Below are 22,821 nucleotides of genomic sequence, written 5' to 3' on the forward strand. Positions count from 1 at the left end.
CCCCCCGGCACAACACGCGCGGGGGGTCTGTGTGGGTTTTGTGTGGGGGCACGTGGGGCCCGGCCTCGGTCCCCGCCGGCACCCCACCTAGACCGGCCAGCCGGTCATAAAAGCCTTCGGTGAACGGACGAGACGCGTGGCTGACCAGACCTTGCCCACGAATGCGTGGCCGGCAAACGCCGCTCCATCCGATCTGATATCGCCGGGCCGCAAGCGGCTCGGCCGGACCTTGATGGCCGCTGCGACGCTCGGCCTTCTGGCGGTGATCGCAGTTCAGATCCTCTTCAAGACAGAGGTCAACACGATCGGCTTCGAGACCTGGCGGCCGGTCGTTTATGGCTATGTGCTGTGGGGTATAGCACTCGGCATCGGCCAGGTGCTGACGCGCGGCGAAGACGGCCAGCGCGCGCTATTCCTGCTGCCGGCGCTACTGTTCACCATCGCGATGGTGATCTTCCCGACGCTGTTCGGCTTCTACATCGCGCTCACCGACTGGAACCTCAGTTCCTTCTCCGGCCGGAAGTTCAACGGGCTCGACAATTTCTGGCAGATGCTGGCCGACCCCTACTACCGCAACGCGCTGTTCAACATGGTGCTCTATGTGCTTGCGGTGCTGGTCGAATATGTCATCGCCTTCGGCCTCGCCCTGTTGCTCAACGCACAGATCAGGGCGCGCAAATTCTTCCGTGTCGTCTTCCTCATGCCGTTGATGCTGTCGCCGGTCGCGGTGTCGTGGATGATCGGCAAGTCGCTGATGGAATACCGGTTTGGACCGGCCGCAACGCTGGCGCGCCAGCTCGGCTGGGAAAATCCCGCCTTCTTCTCCAACCCGATCACCGCCCGCATCTCGATCATGGTGCTGGATGCCTGGACGTTCATCCCGTTCATGATGATCATGCTGCTCGCCGGCCTTCAGGCAATGTCACGCGAGGTGCTAGAGGCGGCCAGGGTGGACGGCGCCAATGCCTGGCAGACCTTCTGGCAGGTCACGTTCCCGCTGATGCTGCCGGTATCGGTGACGGCGATCATCCTGCGCATCATCTTCAAGCTGAAGCTTGCCGACATCATCATCACCGTCACCTCGGGCGGCCCGGGCGGCGCGACCGATTCCGTGTCGAGCTTCATCTATCGCGAGTATCGCGACCGCTCGAATGTCGGCTACGGCACCATGCTGGCAATGGCCTACCTCATCATCATCATCGTGTTCGTGACGTGGCTGTTGAAATTCGCCAACCGCTTCGTGCGCAACGTCAATTGATAGGGAGCGGCAACATGAGCGTTCAGACGACCGACTATGCCGCTTCCGAAATCCGCTCGCCGGCGAGCTTTTTCGCCAACCGCGTCTTCATCTATGGCGCGCTGGTGTTCTGGGCCTTCATCTGCCTGTTCCCGATCTACTGGACGATAACCACCTCGTTCAAAACCGCGGTCGACGTCACCCAGGGCCATCTCATCCCGTTCGTCGACTTCCGGCCGGACTGGAAGGGCTGGCGCTCGCTCGGCCTGTCGCCGGATTCGATCTTCCGGACCTCGACGGTGCGCGACGAATTCATCAAGCGCTTCATGAACTCCGTCATCACCTCGGTCGGCGCGTCGAGCCTGGCCATTGTCATCGGCAGTCTCGCCGCCTACGGCCTCACCCGCTACCGCTATCATTTCGCCTGGTTCAAGAATGAGGATATCTCCTTCTTCTTCCTGTCGCAGCTGATCCTGCCGCCGGTCGTGCTCGCCTTGCCCTTTCTCGTGCTGTATCGGGAAGTTGGCATGCTCGACACGCGCATCGGGCTGATCCTGCTCTACACGCTGATGGTGCTGCCGATCGTCATCTGGATCATGCGCGACCAGTTCAATTCGATCCCAGTCGAACTGGAGGAAGCAGCCCTCGTCGACGGCCTGTCGATCTGGGGCGCCTTCTTCCGCATTGTCATGCCGATCGCGCTGCCGGGCATGGTCGCCGCCTTCATCCTGGCGATGGTGCTGTGCTGGAACGAGTATTTCTTCGCGGCACTTCTGACCTCGACCGACGCCAAGACCATTCCCGTCATGGTGGCCAGCCAGACCGGCTCGCAAGGCATCAACTGGTGGTCGATGGCGGCGCTGGCCACCGCCGCAATCACGCCGCTTGCCGTCATCGGCATCGCGCTGGAGCGCTATCTGATCATGGGCATGACCGCGGGCGCGGTGAAGTAGGAGTGAACAGTGGACTAAACAATATTGAGTACGGCACTACAGTCATTCGCTGTCTTGAGGGAATCTCACTATGTTATTCGGTGGTATCGGGGCCTCAGAGACCTCAGGTCTTAAGGATTCTGGTAAAACCTCTAACCTAAAACGCTCGATCAGTTCCCGAATATCGCGGACCTCGCCAGCGTGAATCTTAAATCCAGCATTGCGCAGTTCTTTGGCGGCATTGCGGTTAAGATGTTCTCCAGACGGAGCCGGTCCAGTACGCTTGACTGACGAAGCTCGAAGAAGCGCGCCAACAAATGTTTCAAGAGTGAAACCGTAAGCGGTGGCAACATTCTCCAGTTTGGCACGATCGGCATGCTCTTTCGCTAGAGAAGCTTCTTGATCGCGCCGCGCATATAGATCGACCGCATCCTCTATAGTCCATGAAATAACGCGGCGAATTGGATATCTTGCCGACCAGGGATCATTCTCGTCCTCCTCATCTCGTGTGACAAAATCGAAAGCGTGAATGAGAGTAACGTCGAAGCTATACTCGAGTTGACTGAGCAAGGTCTCGTAAGCGCTGCGGACGGCGCATATGAGGATTGAGTCGACAATATCACGGTTGTATGAAGCATATGGTCCGTATTCCTCACGGGGTGCCGGGCGCAAGTTTCCCACTCCACGGACATACATAAGCTCGTTCGAAGGACGGCTATCAAACGTGGGCTGCTCGTCGCCCACAAACCAATGAAAATCCGGTGGTTGCTGCCACTTTCGATGCGTAATGAGATTAGAGTAGTGATGGTCTGGGCGGCGCCAATCGAATTCAGAATCCCGCCAGCCAGCAGGATGCCAGCGCACGGACAGATTATTCATCTTGGTAATCTCGGCTGACAACTCGATGCGTGGCTTGGCGTAACGGTCTTCTTCCAAGCGCGAACGCATTTGGGGGAAATCGAGCGTCTGCCAACTGATAAGCTCGGCGTATGCCTTCCCGGGCCGATCACTTAACCACTGGAGGAGGTCAGAGAGGACAGTTCTAGTGTTTGGCGGCCTGGCATGATCCTCAATATCGCGGATTTCCATTCCAAGCCGACCAAGTTCGATCAGCAAATGACTAACGTATTCATCGGTGGAAGAAGCTATAACCCCACCGCGCCAACTGATTGGGCGAAATAGTTTTAGGCGGGATTGTGGGGGAATCTGTCGACGGGCGCGTCGCGGGCCATTGCCATCGGGAATCTTTGCCATCGAGTTCTCCCAGGAGAATTTGGTTGCACTCAGGGATCTGCCCTGCCATTTTTATCGCTTCAAGACTTTTCGCAAATTCTCCAAGATCATATCTCTACCTCTCTGGCCTAACTCCGCCGAGGCTTCCGGCGCGCTCGCCGTGTACCATGCCGTATTGTCGGCGAAGCGGCCGGCGTCCACCGCTTCCGGGCATAGCGCCAGCATCAGCGACGTCTCGCCGATGCCGGCATGATCGAACGGATATTGGCCGTTCATCGCCGCGGGCATCAGCGGATGCACCTGCACCCAGTTGAAGAAATTACCGCCCTCAGCGTGTTCGGCATAATAGCCGGCCATCGCCTCGGAGCCCCACCAGCCCTCGCCACGCTCCTTCTCCAGAAAACGGAAGATCGCCTGGCGGCCAGCGGTCTTGAAGGCGAGATCGGTCGGCATGCCGGCGGCAAAATTCTCGGTCTGGTGGTGGATGATGGCGTGGATGTTGCGAAAACCGATGCGCAATAAGCTGTAGAACAGTTCATCCGCGAACCGCGCCAATGCATTGCCGCCGACCTGAACCGAGCCATTGCCCTCCGGCGGCGCCACCGCGTAGCTCGCCGCGCCATAGTAGAACGGCGGCAGGATGACGATGTCGGCTTCTTTTTCGAACAGCTCCAGCATCTTGACGACTGCCAGCGTATCCATGCCGACGGCCATGTGCTCACCGTGGTATTCGAGCACGCCGAGCGGGAGCACGACCGGCCAGTTTTCGGCGATCGCCTTGCGGATCTGGTGCGGCAGCATCAGCTCGTAGCGCATGACGCCTACTCCATGTTGGTGTGGCCGGCGGCGTCGCTACGGCTCTCGCCGATCCGAGCCACCACAGTGCCAAGCTCGTCGAGCGCAACCCCGAACAGGTTTTTGCCAGCATTGGAACCGGAGACCTGCCTGAATGTTTGGGCCACGTTTTTCCCCGAACAGGTTGTTTTTGCTCATGCTATCACCGTGAAAAGTCGTGTCCAATGGCTCGGAGTGCTTTTGCAGTCCCCCAGGCGTGATAGTGTCATGGCAATTGCGTAGTGAGGAAACGGCAGGACATGAAGACACGGCATTTCGACCGCATCGGCAATGGCGGCATCGCGTTCACGGAACTCGGCTTCGGCACGGCGCCGCTCGGCAACCTCTATCGCGCCGTCTCCGACGAGGATGCCAACGCCACCCTGGAGACCGCCTGGCGGGTCGGCTGCCGTTACTACGACACCGCGCCACTCTACGGGCTTGGCCTGTCGGAAACGCGGCTCAATCCGTTCCTGCGTTCGAAAAAGCGCGACGACTATGTGCTGTCGAGCAAAGTCGGCCGCATCATGCGCGCCTGCCCGCCGGACCAACGCACCGGCATCGGCAAGTTCTTCGACACGCCATCGCGCCGCGAGGTCTACGACTACAGCTATGACGGCGTCATGCGCTCCTTCGAAGCCTCGCTCGAGCGCCTCGGCGTCGACCGCATCGACATCCTTTTCGTGCATGACGTCGATATCTTCACCCATGGCAGCAAGGAGGCCTCGGACCAACGCATCGAGGAGTTCATGCGCTCGGGCTATTACGGGCTGCTGTCCCTGCGTGACCAGGGCGTCATCAAGGCGTTCGGCGGCGGCATCAACGAATGGCAGGTTGCCCAGACACTTGCCGAGCGTGGCGACTTCGACCTATTCCTGCTTGCCGGGCGCTATACGCTGCTGGAGCAGGAGGCGCTGCAATCCTTCCTGCCGCTATGCCAGAAGCGCGGCATCGGCATCGTTCTCGGCGGGCCGTATAATTCCGGCATCCTGGCAACCGGACCGAAGCCCGGCGCCTATTACAATTATTCCGAGGCGCCGCAGGACATCCTCGACCGCGTCGCGCGCATCGAGGCCATTTGCAAACGCCACGGCGTGCGCCTGATCGAGGCGGCATTGCAATTTCCGCTGCTGCACCCTTCGGTCGTGTCGGTGATCCCCGGCGGACAGCGGCCGAGCGAGGTCGAAAGCAACCGGTCGCTGCTCGACGCGAAACTGCCGTCAGCACTCTGGGCCGATCTCAAAAAGGAAGGGCTGATGCGCGCGGATGCGCCGACGGCATAGAGCCGCCAGTTCCCATCGGCTCTATGATACCGGCCGCCAGATGGGGAACGCAAAAGAAAAGCCGGGGCATGCCCGGCTTTTCTGGTCTCTGAAAAGGGTAAGAAGACGCTTAGTTGACTGCGTCCTTGAGGCCCTTGCCGGCCGAAAACTTCGGCACGGTGCGCGCCGGAATCTGCACTTCCGCGCCGGTCTGCGGATTGCGGCCGGTCGAGGCAGCGCGTTTTGACACGGTGAAATTTCCGAAGCCGACAAGCCGGACATCGCCGCCCTTCTTCAGTTCGCCGGTGATGACGGAGAACACCGCATCAACCGCCGACTGCGCGTCACCCTTCGAAATACTCGCGGCATCGGCGACAGCGGACACCAGTTCGTTCTTGTTCATAAAAATTCCCTTCCATGAGAAACCGGAACGTACGACTCATCCGGCAGGAAACGGACTTTAGAAAGAAGCGCTTCCGCAACCAAGTCGAAAAGCGTCAAAAGAGTCGAAAAAACCCCGGAATTCCGGGGTTTTTCACATGAAAAAGCCGGGCGCTGGGCTCGGCTCTCTCTTGTGCATTGCAACTTTAGAAAGAACTAATGAGCTAGCGACTTGCTGGCGTCGTCTCCGGCATCCACCGCAGCCGGCGTATTGGCTGGCTCGACCCAGTCGATCGGCTCCGGCATACGCACCAGCGCATGGCGCAGGACTTCACCGACCCGCGCGACCGGAACGATCTCCATACCGTTCTTCACGTTGTCCGGAATCTCCGCCAGATCCTTGGCGTTGTCTTCCGGGATCAGCACTTTCTTGATGCCGCCGCGCAGCGCTGCAAGCAGCTTCTCCTTGAGCCCGCCGATCGGCAGCACCCTGCCACGCAGCGTGATCTCGCCGGTCATCGCCACGTCGGCCCTGACCGGGATGCCGGTCAGCACCGAGACGATCGCCGTCGCCATCGCCACACCCGCCGACGGTCCGTCCTTGGGCGTTGCGCCCTCCGGCACGTGGACGTGGATGTCGCGCTTGTCGAACAGCGGCGGCTCGACGCCGAAATCGATAGCCCGCGAGCGGACGTAGGAGGCCGCCGCCGAGATCGATTCCTTCATCACGTCGCGCAGATTGCCGGTCACCGTCATGCGGCCCTTGCCGGGCATCATGACGCCTTCGATCGTCAGCAGCTCGCCGCCGACTTCCGTCCAGGCGAGCCCGGTGACGACGCCGATCTGATCGTCGGCCTCGACCTGACCGAAGCGGAAGCGCGGGACACCCAGGTAATCGGCGAGATTATCCGCCGTGATGTCGACCGTCTTCTTCTTCGTCTTCAGGATCTCGGTCACCGCCTTGCGGCCGAGCTTCATCAGCTCGCGCTCCAGGCTCCTGACGCCCGCTTCACGGGTGTAGGTCTGGATGATGCCGCGGATCGCGTCCTCGCCGACGGAGAACTCCTTCGGCTGCAGCGCGTGATCGCGGATCACCTTGGGCATCAGGTGACGCTTGGCGATCTCGATCTTCTCGTCCTCGGTGTAGCCGGCGATACGGATGATCTCCATGCGGTCCATCAAGGGCGCAGGGATGTTCAGCGTGTTCGCCGTCGTCACGAACATCACGCTCGACAGGTCGTACTCGACCTCGAGATAGTGGTCCATGAACGTCGAGTTCTGCTCTGGATCGAGCACCTCAAGCAAGGCCGACGACGGATCGCCGCGGAAATCCTGGCCCATCTTGTCGATCTCGTCGAGCAGGAAGAGCGGGTTGGACTTCTTCGCCTTCTTCATCGACTGGATGACCTTGCCGGGCATCGAGCCGATATAGGTGCGCCGGTGACCGCGGATTTCGGCCTCGTCGCGTACGCCGCCCAGCGCCATGCGGATGAACTCGCGGCCCGTCGCCTTGGCGATCGACTTGCCGAGCGAGGTCTTGCCGACGCCGGGAGGTCCGACGAGGCACAGGATCGGCCCTTTCAGCTTCTTCTGGCGGCTCTGCACGGCGAGATATTCGACGATGCGGTCCTTGACCTTGTCGAGGCCGAAATGGTCGGTGTCGAGCACGTTCTGGGCGAAGGCCAGATCCTGCTTGACCTTGGAGTTCTTGCCCCACGGTATCGACAGGATCCAGTCGAGATAGTTCCGCACGACGGTCGATTCAGCCGACATCGGCGACATCGTCCGCAGCTTCTTCAGTTCGGCTTCCGCCTTTTCGCGGGCCTCCTTGGAGAGCTTGGTCTTCTTGATGCGCGCCTCGATCTCGGCGGCCTCGTCGCGGCCGTCCTCGCCTTCGCCGAGCTCCTTCTGGATCGCCTTCATCTGCTCGTTGAGGTAGTATTCGCGCTGCGTCTTCTCCATCTGGCGCTTGACGCGCGAACGGATGCGCTTCTCGACCTGCAGGACGGAGATTTCGGCTTCCATGAAGCCCAGCGCCTTTTCCAGCCGTTCCTTGACCGAAAGCGTGGCCAGCATCTCCTGCTTCTCGGGGATCTTGATGGCAAGATGCGAGGCAACCGTATCGGCGAGCTTGGAATAGTCGTCGATCTGGCTGGCGGCGCCCACCACTTCGGGCGAGATCTTCTTGTTCAGCTTGACGTAGTTCTCGAAGTCGGTGACGACGGAACGGGCCAGCGCCTCGACCTCGACCTCTTCCTCATCCGGTTCGACCAGCGCCGCGGCGCGGGCCTCGTGGAAGTCGGGACGGTCGGTGAACGAAACGATTTTCGCGCGCGAGGCGCCTTCGACCAGCACCTTAACGGTGCCGTCCGGCAGCTTCAGCAACTGCAGCACGTTGGCGAGCGTGCCGATGTCGAAGATGGCATCGGACTCGGGATCGTCATCGGCGGCATTCATCTGGGTCGCAAGCAGGATCTGCTTTTCCTGACCCATCACCTCCTCCAGCGCCTTGATCGACTTTTCACGCCCGACGAAGAGCGGAACGATCATGTGCGGGAACACCACGATGTCGCGCAGTGGGAGGACTGCGAAGACGCCGTCGCTGGGAGCCTTGGATATTTTGGCCATTGTCCAACCTTTCATGTCGCGACCGCCAATCGGCCAACCGCGAATCTCATATTAACGACCGAGGATCGTTCCGCCTACCACCGTTTTTGACGGGAGCTTTACAGCACAGAATTCGGCACCCCGGCCTTCCTCAGTTAGTTGGAGGCACGGGGGGCAAAGATCAAGGGTCAACACGAAACCGTTCATCCAATCTGTCACAATCCGTTCATCACAAGTCGGCCGTCCGCAAAACAAAACGGCGCCTCACGGCGCCGTTTGAAGAACTCCACTGCAAGGGCTCACGTCAGGCGCTGACGTTGCCCTTCTTTTCCTTCTGCTCGGAATAGATGTAGAGCGGCCTGGCGTTGCCGGACACCACCTCTTCCGAAATAACCACTTCGCGCACGCCTTCCAGCGCCGGCAGCTCGAACATCGTGTCGAGCAGGATCGCTTCCATGATCGAGCGCAGGCCGCGCGCGCCGGTCTTGCGTTCGATGGCGCGCTTGGCGATCGCCGACAGCGCATTCTCATGGAAAGTCAGGTCGACATTCTCCATCTCGAACAGCCGCTGATATTGCTTGACCAGCGCGTTCTTCGGCTCGGTCAGGATCTGGATCAGCGCCGGTTCATCGAGATCTTCCAGCGTCGCCAGGACCGGCAGACGGCCGACGAACTCAGGAATGAGACCGAACTTCAACAGATCCTCGGGCTCGACCAGGCGGAAAACGTCGCCGGTGCGGCGATCCTCGGGCGACGCTACGGTGGCGCCAAAGCCGATCGAGGTCTTGCGGCCGCGATCCGAGATGATCTTGTCCAGCCCGGCGAAGGCGCCGCCGCAGATGAACAGGATGTTGGCGGTGTCTACCTGCAGGAATTCCTGCTGCGGGTGCTTCCTGCCGCCCTGCGGCGGCACGGAAGCGACCGTGCCTTCCATGATCTTCAAGAGCGCCTGCTGCACGCCCTCGCCCGACACGTCGCGGGTGATCGAGGGATTGTCCGACTTGCGCGAGATCTTGTCGATCTCGTCGATGTAGACGATGCCGCGCTGGGCGCGCTCGACATTGTAGTCGGCCGACTGCAAGAGCTTCAGGATGATGTTCTCGACATCCTCGCCGACATAGCCGGCCTCGGTCAGCGTCGTCGCATCGGCCATGGTGAAGGGCACGTCGATGATGCGGGCGAGCGTCTGAGCCAGCAGCGTCTTGCCGCAACCGGTCGGCCCGATCAGCAGGATGTTGGACTTCGCCAGCTCGACGTCGTTGTTCTTGCCGGCGTGCGCCAGGCGCTTGTAGTGGTTGTGGACGGCCACCGACAGCACGCGCTTGGCGTAGGGCTGGCCGATGACGTAGTCGTCGAGGACCTTGAGGATCTCCTGCGGGGTCGGCACGCCCTCGCGGGACTTCACCATCGAGGTCTTGTTCTCCTCGCGGATGATGTCCATGCAGAGCTCGACGCATTCGTCGCAGATGAACACCGTCGGGCCGGCGATCAGCTTGCGGACTTCGTGCTGGCTTTTGCCGCAAAACGAGCAATAAAGCGTGTTCTTGGAATCACCGCCGTTGTTGCCGACCTTGCTCATTTTCATGTCCTTTCATAGCCGCCCGCCGATGGTCTGGTTGAAAGGGCGCATATCTCAATCTATCGCGGGAAATCGCCGCCGCCAGTATTCCGGCTCCCGCAACGCATTCCGTACGAAACACATATCAGAAAACGTCGCAATGATTCGCACCAACCCCGCACAAAGCTAAGCCGTCGAAAATCAACATAGGCTTAACGTAGGCAATTGCTCCCGTCGAGGGAACAGCCAATTGTGGCCGAAATGCCGCAAGCGGCATCAAAAGCGTGTTTTCCCACTATCCAACTGCCACCGGGCTTATGTGGCAATACCTTCGATCGGCTCACGCGACGAAATGACCTTGTCGATGAGGCCGAAATCCTTCGCCTCGTCGGAGGTCATGAAGTGGTCACGGTCGAGCGTCTTTTCAATCTCGTCGTAGCTCTTGCCGGTGTGCTTGACATAGACCTCATTGAGGCGGCGCTTCAGCTTGATGATGTCCTGGGCGTGGCGCTCGATGTCGGACGCCTGGCCCTGGAATCCACCGGAAGGCTGGTGGACCATGATGCGGGCGTTCGGCGTGGCGAAGCGCATGCCCTTCTCGCCTGCGGTAAGAAGCAGCGAACCCATCGAGGCTGCCTGGCCGATGCACAGCGTCGCCACCGCCGGCTTGATGAACTGCATGGTGTCGTAGATTGCCATGCCCGAGGTGACGACGCCGCCGGGCGAATTGATGTAAAGGTTGATTTCCTTCTTCGGATTCTCCGCTTCGAGGAACAGGAGCTGCGCGCAGACCAGCGTCGCCATGCCGTCCTCGACCGGACCGGTGATGAAAATGATGCGCTCTTTCAGGAGCCGCGAGAAAATGTCGTAGGCCCGCTCGCCGCGATTGGTCTGTTCGACCACCATCGGAACGAGGTTCATGTAGGTTTCGACGGGGTTCTTCATGGACTATCCCTTATTGAAGATGGGATTCCGGCGCCGGGAGATTAGCAAGTCGGGCAGAATCGGTTCTGGATCGTTGTCCTGTAAATAGGATGTCGGCTCACCCTAGCGCAAGGCCGCCCCTCCTAGCCATCCGGTTAAGTCGAATCAAGGTTTCTGCACAGAATTCGCCCGAAGCTGCGCCGGCAGCCATCTGCTGCGCTTGAGCCGCGCTGCCGAGTAGCAGTTTCTTAACCGCGTGCTTAACGAAATATCTCGAAACCGCTTTCCCGCGATACGGCTTCCCCTACAATTCAACGTTGAACTTGCGCTGAAGGTTCAAACAGGGGGAGTGCCATGATCAGGAAAACTGCTTCCTTGGCCATCGCCAGCCTTGCCGTTCTCGGCATGGTGTCCGAAACGGCTGCCGGCGGGCGCGCCGTCGAATGCTACGAGCGGGTCAACAGGCCGTCCGTCTACGATACGGTTTATGAAAACGTGCTGGTCAGCTCCGGCGGCCAGGTGGTCGACTACGACCCACCGATTTATGGCACGGTTGAGCGCGTCGAGCAGATCGCACCGCCCCGCGTCACATACGAGGTCGTGCCAGCCATCACCCGCACCGTCTACCACTTGGTCAAGGTCGACGATGGCGGCTATGCGTGGGAATGGCGCGTCATCCACGGCCGCAAGGTGCTGTGCAAGGTCTGGCGCAAGGCCCGCCACGCGCGTGTCGCCGAAACAATCGTCGTTGAACCCGAGCGCACCCGACGGGTTGTCCTGCCAGCCGAGTATGAGAGCGTTGCCCGAGAAGTGCTGGTGCGACCGGAGCGGCGGCGCATCACTGAGATCGCGCCGTCATACCAGAGGGTGGCGCGCCGGGTGATGGTGCAGGAAGGCTCGACCAGCTGGCGGCGCGTGCAGATTCCGCGGCACTGCCGGTATTAGGTCAGACCGCCTCCGCTCGCAGCCACGCCTTCAAGCCGGGGACGTCGCCATTGCCGACAATCGCCGCGACGCGTCTGCCGACAGCCGCGCCGAACTTGTAGCCGTGGCCGGAGCAGGCCGAGACAACAAGGCATTTGCCCTTCTCATGCGCCAGGAACTTCTCGTCGGCGGTGAAGGTGTAGGCGCAGGTGACGACCTCGGTCACCCCATACTCCTCGATGCGGGCGATCGGCGGCGAAAACAGGTTGCGGATCGCCTCGCCCTCGCCCGGCACCGGATGGCGGTTCCAGTCGGCGTCGCTGGTCGGCACCCTGTGCAGCCCTGAGCCGAATTTCATGCCGGCGCCGCCGGACGGCGGGATCACGTAGCCGTCGACAGCGCCGCCGACATCGAGGATTACGGGCGCTGCCTGCCATGCCGCTTTCAGGTCCGCCGGCGGTTCAACATAGGCAAGCGCGGTGCGCCAGGTCTTCAGCTCGCCGTCCAGTTCCGGAAACAGTTTTAGCACCCAGGCGCCGGCGGCGATGACGATGCGGTCGGCCTGCATCGTCTCGCCGCTTTCAAACACGATGCGGCCGGCCTCGGCGTCGACCTCAAGCACCTTGCTGTTTTCGTAGACATTGGCGCCGTTCGCGCGGAGCCATATGGCCAGACCGGCGGCGATCCTGCGGCAATGCAGCGCACCGCCATCCGGTGAAAAATACGCGTAGCGAAACGAGCCGGGCTCCAGGAAGGGCCAGCGTTTAGCCGCGGCGTCCGGCTCGAACAGTTCGAACGGGTAGTTCCCGGCTTCCATGCCTTCGCGGTATTCCTCGGCTTCGTCTCCCGGCTCGCGTGAAATGCAGATGAAGCCGCGCGGGTCGAGATGGTTTTCGCCGAGATCGGCCCACATCTCGTCCCAGGCCTCATAGGCCTCGGTGATCAGCCGGCCATAGCCCGAGGCTGCACCATAGGCGCGGCGGATGATGCGGTGATGGTCGCCGGAGGCGGCAAGCGGATTGGGAATTGGTCCCTGCTCGACGATCGAGACCCGGTGCCCGGCCTTGACCAGCGACCATGCCGTGGAAAGCCCTGCAATGCCTGCGCCAACCACGATCACATTCATCAAGTCAGTCTTTCCGCAGCCGCTTCGGCTGGCTCAGTGCTTTTGGACTATTGGGCGCCAACATACGGTCTGGCGCCAAGCTGGCAAGCCGCGTTAATTGTCTGGCATGACCAAATTGACGCCGACCTATCTTGCCTTCGATCCAGCCACCCGCCATGTGCGGCTCGATCCGCACGAGCCGGCTTTCTACCAGAACCCCTATGAGGCCTATGCCTTTATGCACGGCGCATCGAATGTCTTCTTCTGGGAAGAGTTCGGCTTCTGGTGCTTTGGCGGCTTCGACGACGTCAATCGGCTGCTGCGCGACCGCCGCTTCGGTCGCCAGAATCCGGCCGGCATCCCTGACAGTCGGGGCATCGGCCAGGACCGCACCCATCTCAGGGCATTCGACGGCATCGAGGCCAATTCGATGCTGGAGCTGGAGCCGCCCGTGCACACCAGGCTCAGAACGCTGGTCAACCGCGCCTTCGTCTCGCGTCAGGTCGAGCGGCTGCGGCCGCGCGTCGAGGCGCTCGCCAACGAGCTGATCGACCGTTTCGAACCGGACCAGGTCGACCTGTTGCCGGCTTTCGCATCACCTTTGCCGATCACCATCATTGCCGAAATGCTCGGCGTGCCGGTCGAGATGGGGCTGCAACTGCTCGACTGGTCGCATCAGATGGTCGCCATGTACATGCATGGCCGCACACGCGAAACGGAAGAGACGGCCAATCGCGCGGCACAGGATTTTTCGGATTTCCTGCGCGGCTATGTTGCCGAGCGGCGCAAAAACCCCGGCGACGATCTGTTGTCGCTGCTGATTGCAGCGCAAGACGATGGTCAAAAACTCTCGGAGGACGAACTGGTGTCCTCGGTCATCCTGCTGCTCAATGCCGGCCATGAGGCGACCGTCCACCAGACCGGCAATGCTGTGCGCGCGATTCTCGCGCAAGGCGGCGACCCGCGCCGCTTCTTCGCCTCTCCGAAAACGACAACCGCCACGGTCGAGGAATGCCTGCGCTTCGATGCGCCGCTGCACATGTTCACGCGCTACGCGTATGAGGAAATCGAGGTCGCTCCGGACATTGTGGTGCGGCCGGGCGAGACAATCGGCCTGCTGCTCGGCATGGCCAACCACGACCCGGCGGCGTTTGCCGAGCCCCTCGCCTTCAGGCCGGATCGCGCCGACCAGAAGAACGTCTCGTTCGGAGCCGGCGTTCATTTCTGCATCGGCGCGCCGCTCGCCCGGCTCGAATTACAGGTATCGCTGAAAACCTTGTTCGAGCGGCTACCGCGGCTCTATCTGGCCGAACAGCCGCGTTTTCGCGACACCTATCATTTTCACGGGCTGGAAAGGCTCGCCGTGCACAGCGGACGATGATCAAAGCTTAATCACGTACTCCTTGCGTGTCGTTTCAAGCACTTCCCAGCTTCCCTTAAAGCCCGGCCTGAGCAGGAAACTGTCGCCGGCCCTGACGGTGCGCGCCTCGCCGCCCTCCTCCGATATCACCGAGACGCCGGAAAGAATGTGGCAGAACTCCCACTCGTCATACTCGATGCGCCATTTGCCTGGCGTCGCCTCCCAGATGCCGGCATAGAGGCCGCCGTCGCGTTCCTCGACATTCCAGGTGCGGAACTTTGGATCGCCTGAAATCAGGCGGTCCGGCGCCGGCGCGCCAGGTTCCGGCTCGACGCTTCCAATATCGACGGAGAGGAATTTTGGCGCGGGCATGAAAACTCCTTCCAGCGGGGGTCAGACCTTGCCGAGAGCCTGTTCCAGATCGGCGACGATGTCGTTGACATCCTCGATGCCGACCGAGAGCCTGACCGTATTCGGCCCGGCGCCGGCCGCGACCTTCTGTTCGTCCGACAGTTGCCGGTGCGTGGTCGATGCCGGATGGATGACCAGCGACTTGGTGTCGCCGACATTGGCGAGGTGCGAGAACAGTTCGAGCGCCTCGACGAATTTGATGCCCGCCGCATAGCCGCCCTTCAGGCCGAAGGTGAACACCGCGCCGGCGCCCAGCGGCGAGTATTTTTTCTGCAGCGCGTTGTTGTTGTCGCTGGGCAGGCCGGGATAGGACACCCAGGCGATTTTTGGGTGGTTGGACAGCCAGCCGGCGACGGTGACCGCATTGTCGCAATGGCGCTGCATCCTGAGCGGCAGGGTTTCCAGCCCGGTCAGGATCAGGAATGCATTAAAGGGCGAGATCGCCGGGCCCATGTCGCGCAGCCCAAGCACGCGCGCGGCAATGGCGAAAGCGAAATTGCCGAAGGTTTCGTGCAGGACGAGGCCGCCATATTCGGGGCGCGGCTCCGACAGCATCGGATATTTGCCGGATTTCGACCAGTCGAAGGTGCCGCCGTCGACTATCGCGCCGCCAATTGAATTGCCGTGGCCGCCGATGAACTTGGTCAGCGAATGCACGACAATGTCGGCGCCATGCTCGATCGGCCGCACCAGATAGGGCGAGGCCAGCGTGTTGTCGACGATCAGCGGCAGCCCATGCTTGCGGGCGATATCGCCGATCTTCTCGATGTCGACGAAGACACCGCCCGGATTGGCCAGGCTCTCGATGAAGATCGCCTTGGTCTTTTCGTCGATCTGGCTTTCGAAGGTCGAGATGTCGTTGGTGTCGGCCCAGCGCACCTGCCAGCCGAAATTCTTGAAAGCGTGGCCGAACTGGTTGATCGAGCCACCGTAAAGTCTCGTCGCGGCGACGAAATTGTCGCCGGGCTGCATCAGATTGTGGAAGACGAGCACCTGCGCTGCGTGGCCCGACGCCACGGCCAGCCCTGCCGTGCCGCCTTCGAGTGCCGCGATGCGCTCCTCCAGCACCGCCTGCGTCGGGTTCATGATCCGGGTATAGATGTTGCCGAAGGCTTTTAGCCCGAACAGCGACGCGGCATGGTCGGCATCATCGAAGACAAAGGAGGTCGTCTGGTAGATCGGCGTGGCACGCGCGCCGGTCGCCGGATCGGGCTTGGCACCCGCATGGACGGCGAGCGTGTTGAAACCGGGCGTACGGGTCATCGAATACCTCCCTTTTGAACCTTCTGGAAATCGCCGGGCATTCTTGGCGAAGCCCGGTCGCGAATGCAAAGAAGAAAATGCCCGTCGATGCACGCTCTGTGACCGAGGCACGAGAAAATTCGCCAATTACCGGAATAACTTTCCGTCTACTTCTGGCGAACGCCGAAGCTCTGGAATCCCGGCCGCATCAGCGGCTTCTTCGACGACAGCACGCCTGAGTTGACGCCGGTCCAGCCGATTTCGCCCGACAGCTTGCCATATTCGATCTTGGGGCAGCGGTTCATCACCACCTTGATGCCGGCGGCCTCGGCGCGCGCGGCCGCCTCATCATGGCGCACGCCAAGCTGCATCCAGATGACTTTCGGCAACGGATCTAGCCGCAAGACCTCGTCGACGACGCCCGGCACTGCCGCGGAGCCGCGAAAAACGTCGATCATGTCGATCGGCTCGGGAACATCGGCGAGCCTGCTATAGGCCATCCGGCCGAGGATTTCCTTGCCGGCCTGGCCGGGGTTGATCGGGAACACTGAAAACCCCTTGCCCAGCAGGTATTTCAGCACGAAGTAGCTCGGCCGCACATCATTAGCAGACGCACCGACCATAGCGATGGTCTTCACCGAATTGAGGATGCCGGCGATATAGGCATTGTCGTAGGCGTCGTGGTTCATGCCTCGTCCTCATACAGAGCTTCGGCGAGAAAACCATCCGGGTCGTTGCAGAAACTGCGCATCATGCGGAAATGATGGTATCGTGAAAATTCGGTAGGGTCGATGCCGAACCGGCTGATGCGGAACAGCCGCGCGCCGGAACAGGCCATCAGCAGCGGCGAATGCGTCGCCATGATCACTTGCGCCGTGCCTAATAGATCCATCCGTCGCAGCATCTTGAGGAGCTCGATCTGGCGCGTCGGCGACAAGGCGCTTTCGGGCTCATCGAGGATGTAGATGCCTTGCCGGCGGCAGCGCTCCTCGAAGAAGCGGATGAAACCCTCGCCATGCGACCAGGACAGGAAATCGGGCGGCGCCGCATGGGCGTCGATGGCGGCCTGGTCGAGATAGCAGGCAACGGAGTAAAAAGATTCGGCGCGGAAGAACCAGCCGGCGGTGACCTTCGGCAGCCAATGGCCGCGCAGCGTTCCCGCCAGTGCCGCGCCGCTCTTGTCGATGGCGCGGGAGTGGTCGATGGGCATGTAGCGCTTGCCGCCACCGGCCTCATCGTATCCGGCCAGCGCGCCGATCGCCTCGAGCAATGTCGATTTGCCGGTGCCGTTCTCGCCGACGATGATGGTGATCGGCGTGGTAAATTCGAGCTCGAAATTATGGCCGCGGAAGATCGGCAGATTCCAGGGGTATTTTTCCCAATCGGCGACCCGCGCCGGCTCGATCAGGATGCGCTTGAGATAGGGCGCCTTCAGCCGCGTCAGTTGCTTGCGATATGCCATCTAGCAGAGGGATCAGCCCGGCAGCGAGATGCTGCCGTCTTCCGCGATCGGAAAAGCCGGATTGTGCGCCACTTCCCAGACATGCCCTTCCGTGTCGGCGAAATAGCCGTACCAGCCGCCCCAGAAGGCGCGGCCGGCCGGCTTGACGATACGACCGCCGGCCTTCTCGGCCATCGCAAGCACGTGATCGACTTCCGTGTCGGAGCGGGTGTTGTAGGCGAGGTAGATCGCCGACGGCGCCGTGCCGAAAGTGATGCCTGAATCCGCTTCGGCGCTTTCGCGCGGAAACAGGCCGAGAATGACGCCGCCCATCTGGAAGAAGGTGACGCCGTCGGTGATGCCGGCATGGCGGGTCAGGCCCATCGCCTCGTAGAAGCGCGTGGCGCGCTCGAGATCGTCGACGGCGATGGTGATGATTGAGATGCGGGGTTCCATGTCTATTCGTCCGTCCATTCCGGCTTGCGCTTGCCGATGAAGGCGCCGATGCCTTCTTCCGCGTCGCGCGCCAGCATGTTCTCGACCATGACGCGACCGGTATAGGCATAGGCGTCGGCCAGCCCCATCTCGGCTTGTTCGTAAAAGGCTTCCTTGCCGGTCTTGACGACCGAAGACGATTTGGCAGCAATGGTTTGCGCGTATTTGGTGACAATCTGATTCAGATATTCCCGCGGCACGACGCGGTTGATCAGGCCGAATTCCTTTGCCGTCGCCGCATCGATGGTCTCGCCGGTCAAAAGCATCTCCATCGCGTGCTTGCGCGAGACGTTGCGCGACAGCGCCACCATCGGCGTCGAGCAGAACAGGCCGATATTGACGCCCGGCGTGCAGAAGGTCGCCTCATGCGAGGCAATCGCCAGGTCGCAGCTGGCGACCAGTTGCGCCCCGGCCGCCGTCGCCAGACCATCGACCTCGGCGATCACCGGCCTGGGATGGCGCACGATCGCCTGCATTAGTGCGGCGCAAGCGGAAAACGTCTCCTCGAAAAATGCCTTGCCGCGGTCGGGATCGCCACGGCGAGCGGTCATTTCCTTGAGGTCATGTCCGGCGCAGAACACCTTTCCGGCCGCCGCCAGGATAATGACGCGGACGGATCTGTCTGATTTCGCGCGGTCGAGCTCCGCCATCAGCGCCGCCATGACCGACAGCGACAGGGCATTGGCCGGCGGATTGGTGAGCGTGAGGCGAAGCACGCCCTTGTCCAGCCTCGCGACAACAGGACCTTCGGCAATAGCCGGCTTGATGGCGACGATTTCAGCCATGTCTCCAACCTCTTAATCGGCCAGCGGCACCAGATTCGCAGGCCATGGAACAAAAGAACTAGCACGCTGCCGATTGAAGAACAGCCTTGAGACGTGTTTTCTCGGCGGTGCGGTCTCAGCCAAGTACCCTCGCCTTGGGACCGCCGGCGCCCATACCGGCGCCACAGACAGGAAACCGCCTATGCCTGCCCAAAGCAATCTCAAGCCGGTGCTGACCGCGGCGCAAGTCAATGCCTTGATGGAGACCGTTTATCCGCAGCTCAACGACCAGTTCACCTTCTACGAGGCGATCGAGGTGTTTCCGGGCGGCTGCACGGTGCGCCTGAATGCCGACGAGCGCCATGTGCGTCCCGGCGGAACCGTGTCGGGCCCGTCGCTGTTCACGTTGGCCGACATAGGCGGCTATGTCTGCGTGCTCTCGCATGCCGGGCCGGATGCGCTTTCGGTGACCACCAACCTCAACATCAATTTTGTCCGCAAGGCCGAGGCCGGACCGATCGACGGCCATTGCCGGATCCTGAAGCTGGGCAAGAGCCTGATGGTGTTCGATATCGACATCGTCGCCGGATCGGACGGACACACGGTAGCGCACGCCACGGGAACCTATTCGATCCCGCCGAGGCGGTCGCCATCTTGACAATTGAATTTCCGCTTGATGTGTATATATGTGCGCATAGGTGACCTTTGCTGGAACGTGACAGCCGCAAGATCGTGAAGCGTCTCAAAGACGATGGTTTCGAACTGATTTCCGTACGCGGCTCGCATCACAAATTCCGAAAGGGCGAGATTGTGTTGATCGTTCCGCATCCCGAGAAGAATCTGCCAACCGGTACCGCTCGCGCGATCGCCAAGCAGGCAGGCTGGATAAGGACGAGCTGAAGCGTCCTGGAGATTGCAAATGAAGAACTATTTCGCATTGGTCGACAAAGATCCCGACAGCGCATTCGGCATCCGCTTTCCGGACATTCCCGGCTGCTTTTCGGCTGCGGACGCGGCGGAAGACATCGTGCCCAATGCCGTTGAAGCCTTGCAATTGTGGGCAGAGGATATGCCCGTTCCAGAGCCGTCCAACCATGAAGCGATTGTCGCGCTTCCCGACATACGCAACGCGCTCGCCGAAGGAGCCTATCTGGTATCGGTGCCGCTCATCGACAATGACAGCGCCGTCGTCAGGGCAAACGTGACTTTCGAGCGCGGCGTTTTGCGGGCGATCGACATCGCAGCGCGCGAACGCGGCATAACGCGATCTGCGTTCCTCTCCAGCGCGGCCCGCAAGGAAATCGAGGCAAAGCACTAAGGCCAGATTCGGCACAGCAACTAACACTAGATCGATGCGGTAAAATAATACCTATTATTCAATCATTTGTTTTTGCATCATTTTCTGCGCTACTCGCCTTTTAATTCGCCTTGACGTGCTACCTCCCCCTCGCTTATAAGCCCTCACGGAACAGCGGCCCGCCAAAGGCCGCCGTTTTGTTATTGGCGGCGGGCGAACGCTCGGCGTCGATCCAAGCAACAAGAAACGCCTTCCCTTGTCGTTCGTCGATGGGGAAGGTCCGAACCGAAAGCAACAATCCATGGCAACCTTTTCGCAGAAGCCTGCGGATGTGGTGAAGAAGTGGGTGCTGATCGACGCCGAGGGTCTCGTCGTCGGCCGTCTCGCCACTGTCATCGCCAATCATCTTCGCGGCAAGCACAAGCCCACCTTCACCCCGCATGTCGACGACGGCGACAACGTCATCGTCATCAACGCCGACAAGGTGGTGTTCACCGGCAAGAAATTCACCGACAAGGTCTATTACTGGCACACCGGCCACCCTGGCGGCATCAAGGAGCGCACCGCGCGCCAGCTGCTCGAGGGCCGTTTCCCCGAGCGTGTCGTCGAGAAGGCCGTCGAACGTATGATCCCGCGTGGCCCGCTCGGCCGTCGCCAGATGAAGAATCTCCGCGTCTATGCAGGCACGGAACATCCGCATGTCGCCCAGCAGCCCGTCTCGCTCGACGTGGCCAAGCTGAACGCCAAGAACAAGAAGGTTTCGTAAAATGGCAGAGCTTTCCTCGCTCGCAGAACTCGGAACTGCCACCGGCAACACCAACACGCAGCCGGCTGCACCCGTCCATGTCCAGAAGCTCGACAAGTCGGGCCGCGCCTATGCCACCGGCAAGCGCAAGAACGCCATCGCGCGTGTCTGGGTGAAGCCCGGCTCCGGCAAGATCGTCGTCAACGACAAGGTGTTCGCCGAATATTTCGCGCGTCCGGTCCTGCAGATGATCCTCAACCAGCCGATCATCGCCGCCAACCGCGCCGGCCAGTATGACATCGTCGCCACCGTCATCGGCGGCGGCCTTTCCGGCCAGGCCGGTGCAGTGCGCCACGGCATCTCCAAGGCGCTTACCTATTACGAGCCGGCGCTACGCGGCGTGCTCAAGAAGGGTGGCTTCCTGACCCGTGACAGCCGCGTCGTCGAGCGCAAGAAGTACGGCAAAGCGAAGGCCCGCCGCTCGTTCCAGTTCTCGAAGCGCTAAGCGCTCCACAGCTTCAGACATTCGAAAGGCCGCCTCCGGGCGGCCTTTTCTTTTGGCCGACTCAAACCAAGTCCTACGTCATTTCAATGGTAGTGATCCCTCGCGCCCCCCTCTGTCCTGCCGGACATCTCCCCCACTCGGGGGGAGATGGCAGCTTTGGCGCACCGCTCGCTCCTTCGACAGTGGCGGTTCGCGAAGGCGGTGGTGACGGCCAATCTCCCCCCGAGTGGGGAGATGTCCGGCAGGACAGAGGGGGGCGCCTCGCTCCGCCATCAAAGGTTCTGCACCGTCGTGACGCTCTGAGGTAACGGCATGGATCCTAGGGTCTACGCCGCGTCGCTTCGCTTCTTGCTTCGCCCTAGAATGACGAAGGCGCGGGGGCTTACGGTTAATCGCAGACGTTGGAGATTGGCAGCTGCAGGCGGGCCGGCAGCGCGGCCGTCAGTCAAAGAACCAAATCCCCTGTGCAGAGGAACTAGTTGATGCTTGCAGTGTTCGCCGGCTCCGCCGGCCGCGCCTCATCAGAATATGGCACGCGGTAACCGTTTGCCGCCAGCCAGTCGATCGCCGCTTTCGGCTCGTCGGTCTGGATGATGGTGGCGCCGCGCTCGGCCCAGAAGCCGTAGGTCTCGCGCGGCAGGCTGGCGAGCACCGCCAGTTCGTCGCCGCGACCGCCGGCAAGGAAGCCGCCCGGCTTGTTGACGATGGCGTAGGTATTGGCCCAGATGTGCCAGTCGCCCCTTATCGCCGCCGCGCGCATGCGGGGGCTGAACAGCGGACCGCCGGTCTCGGTCAGCGTCTCCGACCCCGCCCGCCAGTTGATGATCTCGACGGCGCGCGGCGAAAAGATCCCGCTCACTTTCTCGGCGAAGCCGGCGTCACGAACCGCGTCGTCGGCGATGATCGGCATGAAATGGAAACCGCTGCCGATCGCACCCATGGCGGCCTTTACAGTGGTGATCCTGGCCGGGTTCCACAGGTTCTCCTTGACGATCACCTGCTCGGCCATGCCCAGGTCGCGCGCGACTGCGATCATGCCGGCCAGGCTGTCGACATCGAGCTTGTTGTCGATGTTGATGAGGATCCTGTCCTTGGTCGCCATCAGCATCTCGCGCAGCGTCGAAACCAACTCATCGGTGACGGCGCCGGTGCCTTCGATCACCAGTCTGCAGGTCTTGAGTTCGGCCAGCGTGCGCTTAATCACCTCGCCCTTGCAATTCGTCGTGCGGTCGAGCCAGCTGTCATGCATGACGACGAACTGGCCGTCCTTCGAGCGCCTGACGTCGACCTCGACGATTTCGGCACCAAGCGCGATCGATGCCTCGACGGCGGCGATCGAGTTCTCCGCATAAAGCGTCTTGCGCGCCTGCATGCTGCCGGCGCGGTGTGCCGCCACCATCACATGATCGCGCCACTGGTTGGCGTGTTCGAAACGGTCGAGAATTTGTCTGGCGCGTGTTTCGCTTGCCGATGCCGAGCCTGTGAAGAGCACCAAGGCGGAGGAAAGCAGAAGGTTCACCCAGGTCGTTCGCATGAGAATCGCTCCATACCGGATGGAAACCCG

Annotated in this window: 25 protein-coding genes; 10 read left to right on the forward strand and 15 right to left on the reverse strand. The window is 61.3% G+C overall.

Annotated elements, in window-relative coordinates:
* The first annotated feature begins 136 nt into the window (after positions 1–136).
* Together NKH12_RS18555 and NKH12_RS18560 are read left to right on the forward strand one after the other, a co-directional pair.
* Entirely contained in the window at positions 137–1,258 is a 1,122-nt protein-coding gene (locus NKH12_RS18555; protein WP_352954464.1) for a carbohydrate ABC transporter permease, read from the forward strand.
* A gap of 14 nt (positions 1,259–1,272) precedes the next feature.
* Entirely contained in the window at positions 1,273–2,190 is a 918-nt protein-coding gene (locus NKH12_RS18560; protein WP_127316290.1) for a carbohydrate ABC transporter permease, read from the forward strand.
* Between the two features lie 42 nt (positions 2,191–2,232).
* Here the strand turns inward: NKH12_RS18560 and NKH12_RS18565 are convergent, their stop codons facing one another.
* Genes NKH12_RS18565 through NKH12_RS18575 form a run of 3 tightly spaced genes read right to left on the reverse strand, consistent with a single transcriptional unit; the run spans position 2,233 to position 4,364 of the window.
* Positions 2,233–3,423 (reverse strand): hypothetical protein, encoded by a 1,191-nt coding sequence (locus NKH12_RS18565; protein WP_352954465.1) that lies wholly within the window; start codon positions 3,421–3,423, stop codon positions 2,233–2,235.
* A gap of 51 nt (positions 3,424–3,474) precedes the next feature.
* A complete protein-coding gene (locus NKH12_RS18570) occupies positions 3,475–4,218 on the reverse strand; it encodes a creatininase family protein (RefSeq protein WP_352954466.1) in 744 nt (247 codons plus the stop codon).
* 5 nt (positions 4,219–4,223) lie between these two features.
* The gene (locus tag NKH12_RS18575; protein ID WP_352954467.1) at positions 4,224–4,364 is read right to left on the reverse strand and encodes a hypothetical protein; all 141 of its coding nucleotides are present in this window, start codon (positions 4,362–4,364) and stop codon (positions 4,224–4,226) included.
* Positions 4,365–4,496: 132 nt separating this feature from the next.
* Here NKH12_RS18575 and NKH12_RS18580 point away from each other — a divergent pair, with 132 nt between their 5' ends.
* Complete coding sequence (locus NKH12_RS18580) at positions 4,497–5,519, forward strand: aldo/keto reductase (protein ID WP_352954468.1); 1,023 nt, start codon at positions 4,497–4,499, stop codon at positions 5,517–5,519.
* A gap of 109 nt (positions 5,520–5,628) precedes the next feature.
* Here NKH12_RS18580 and NKH12_RS18585 read toward each other — a convergent pair whose 3' ends face one another.
* The 4 genes from NKH12_RS18585 to clpP form a co-directional block, all read right to left on the reverse strand.
* Positions 5,629–5,901 carry an HU family DNA-binding protein gene (locus NKH12_RS18585; protein WP_023798342.1) on the reverse strand — a complete coding sequence of 91 codons (273 nt, stop codon included), beginning with the start codon at positions 5,899–5,901 and terminating at the stop codon, positions 5,629–5,631.
* Positions 5,902–6,095: 194 nt separating this feature from the next.
* Positions 6,096–8,507 carry an endopeptidase La gene (gene lon, locus NKH12_RS18590; RefSeq protein WP_352954469.1) on the reverse strand — a complete coding sequence of 804 codons (2,412 nt, stop codon included), beginning with the start codon at positions 8,505–8,507 and terminating at the stop codon, positions 6,096–6,098.
* A gap of 283 nt (positions 8,508–8,790) precedes the next feature.
* Entirely contained in the window at positions 8,791–10,065 is a 1,275-nt protein-coding gene (gene clpX / locus NKH12_RS18595; RefSeq protein ID WP_029353486.1) for an ATP-dependent Clp protease ATP-binding subunit ClpX, read from the reverse strand.
* Between the two features lie 294 nt (positions 10,066–10,359).
* Positions 10,360–10,989, reverse strand: a complete 630-nt coding sequence (gene clpP / locus NKH12_RS18600) for an ATP-dependent Clp endopeptidase proteolytic subunit ClpP (RefSeq protein ID WP_352954470.1) — start codon at positions 10,987–10,989, stop codon at positions 10,360–10,362.
* Positions 10,990–11,322: 333 nt separating this feature from the next.
* Between clpP and NKH12_RS18605 the strand changes: the two genes are divergently transcribed.
* Positions 11,323–11,913 carry a hypothetical protein gene (locus NKH12_RS18605; protein ID WP_352954471.1) on the forward strand — a complete coding sequence of 197 codons (591 nt, stop codon included), beginning with the start codon at positions 11,323–11,325 and terminating at the stop codon, positions 11,911–11,913.
* Between the two features lies 1 nt (position 11,914).
* Here NKH12_RS18605 and NKH12_RS18610 read toward each other — a convergent pair whose 3' ends face one another.
* The gene (locus NKH12_RS18610) at positions 11,915–13,018 is read right to left on the reverse strand and encodes an NAD(P)/FAD-dependent oxidoreductase (protein WP_352954495.1); all 1,104 of its coding nucleotides are present in this window, start codon (positions 13,016–13,018) and stop codon (positions 11,915–11,917) included.
* Between the two features lie 106 nt (positions 13,019–13,124).
* Between NKH12_RS18610 and NKH12_RS18615 the strand changes: the two genes are divergently transcribed.
* Entirely contained in the window at positions 13,125–14,378 is a 1,254-nt protein-coding gene (locus NKH12_RS18615; protein ID WP_352954472.1) for a cytochrome P450, read from the forward strand.
* Here NKH12_RS18615 and NKH12_RS18620 read toward each other — a convergent pair whose 3' ends face one another.
* The 6 genes from NKH12_RS18620 to NKH12_RS18645 form a co-directional block, all read right to left on the reverse strand.
* Positions 14,379–14,729, reverse strand: a complete 351-nt coding sequence (locus NKH12_RS18620) for a cupin domain-containing protein (RefSeq protein ID WP_352954473.1) — start codon at positions 14,727–14,729, stop codon at positions 14,379–14,381. It lies immediately after the preceding gene.
* Between the two features lie 21 nt (positions 14,730–14,750).
* Positions 14,751–16,031, reverse strand: a complete 1,281-nt coding sequence (locus NKH12_RS18625; RefSeq protein WP_352954474.1) for an O-acetylhomoserine aminocarboxypropyltransferase — start codon at positions 16,029–16,031, stop codon at positions 14,751–14,753.
* Positions 16,032–16,177: 146 nt separating this feature from the next.
* The gene (locus NKH12_RS18630; RefSeq protein WP_352954475.1) at positions 16,178–16,699 is read right to left on the reverse strand and encodes a CoA-binding protein; all 522 of its coding nucleotides are present in this window, start codon (positions 16,697–16,699) and stop codon (positions 16,178–16,180) included.
* A complete protein-coding gene (locus NKH12_RS18635; RefSeq protein WP_352954476.1) occupies positions 16,696–17,472 on the reverse strand; it encodes an AAA family ATPase in 777 nt (258 codons plus the stop codon). Before NKH12_RS18635 ends, NKH12_RS18630 begins: the two co-directional genes overlap by 4 nt.
* 12 nt (positions 17,473–17,484) lie before the next feature.
* Positions 17,485–17,907 (reverse strand): VOC family protein, encoded by a 423-nt coding sequence (locus NKH12_RS18640; RefSeq protein ID WP_352954477.1) that lies wholly within the window; start codon positions 17,905–17,907, stop codon positions 17,485–17,487.
* Between the two features lie 2 nt (positions 17,908–17,909).
* Positions 17,910–18,731, reverse strand: coding sequence for an enoyl-CoA hydratase (locus NKH12_RS18645; RefSeq protein WP_352954478.1), 822 nt, complete (start codon positions 18,729–18,731; stop codon positions 17,910–17,912).
* Positions 18,732–18,912: 181 nt separating this feature from the next.
* Here NKH12_RS18645 and NKH12_RS18650 point away from each other — a divergent pair, with 181 nt between their 5' ends.
* The 5 genes from NKH12_RS18650 to rpsI all read left to right on the forward strand — a co-directional run bounded on the left by NKH12_RS18650 (position 18,913) and on the right by rpsI (position 21,257).
* Complete coding sequence (locus tag NKH12_RS18650; RefSeq protein ID WP_352954479.1) at positions 18,913–19,368, forward strand: PaaI family thioesterase; 456 nt, start codon at positions 18,913–18,915, stop codon at positions 19,366–19,368.
* Positions 19,369–19,418: 50 nt separating this feature from the next.
* Positions 19,419–19,610 carry a type II toxin-antitoxin system HicA family toxin gene (locus NKH12_RS18655; RefSeq protein ID WP_352954496.1) on the forward strand — a complete coding sequence of 64 codons (192 nt, stop codon included), beginning with the start codon at positions 19,419–19,421 and terminating at the stop codon, positions 19,608–19,610.
* A 19-nt stretch (positions 19,611–19,629) separates the two neighbouring features.
* On the forward strand, positions 19,630–20,028 hold the full coding sequence (locus tag NKH12_RS18660; protein WP_123150077.1) for a type II toxin-antitoxin system HicB family antitoxin: 399 nt from the start codon (positions 19,630–19,632) through the stop codon (positions 20,026–20,028).
* A 280-nt stretch (positions 20,029–20,308) separates the two neighbouring features.
* On the forward strand, positions 20,309–20,773 hold the full coding sequence (rplM, locus tag NKH12_RS18665; protein ID WP_352954480.1) for a 50S ribosomal protein L13: 465 nt from the start codon (positions 20,309–20,311) through the stop codon (positions 20,771–20,773).
* Position 20,774: 1 nt separating this feature from the next.
* On the forward strand, positions 20,775–21,257 hold the full coding sequence (rpsI, locus tag NKH12_RS18670; protein ID WP_027155304.1) for a 30S ribosomal protein S9: 483 nt from the start codon (positions 20,775–20,777) through the stop codon (positions 21,255–21,257).
* 475 nt (positions 21,258–21,732) lie between these two features.
* Here the strand turns inward: rpsI and NKH12_RS18675 are convergent, their stop codons facing one another.
* Entirely contained in the window at positions 21,733–22,791 is a 1,059-nt protein-coding gene (locus tag NKH12_RS18675) for a glycerophosphodiester phosphodiesterase family protein (RefSeq protein WP_352954481.1), read from the reverse strand.
* Between the last annotated feature and the right edge of the window lie 30 nt (positions 22,792–22,821).

The organism is Mesorhizobium sp. M1322 (assembly GCF_040318085.1).
Lineage (GTDB): Bacteria > Pseudomonadota > Alphaproteobacteria > Rhizobiales > Rhizobiaceae > Mesorhizobium.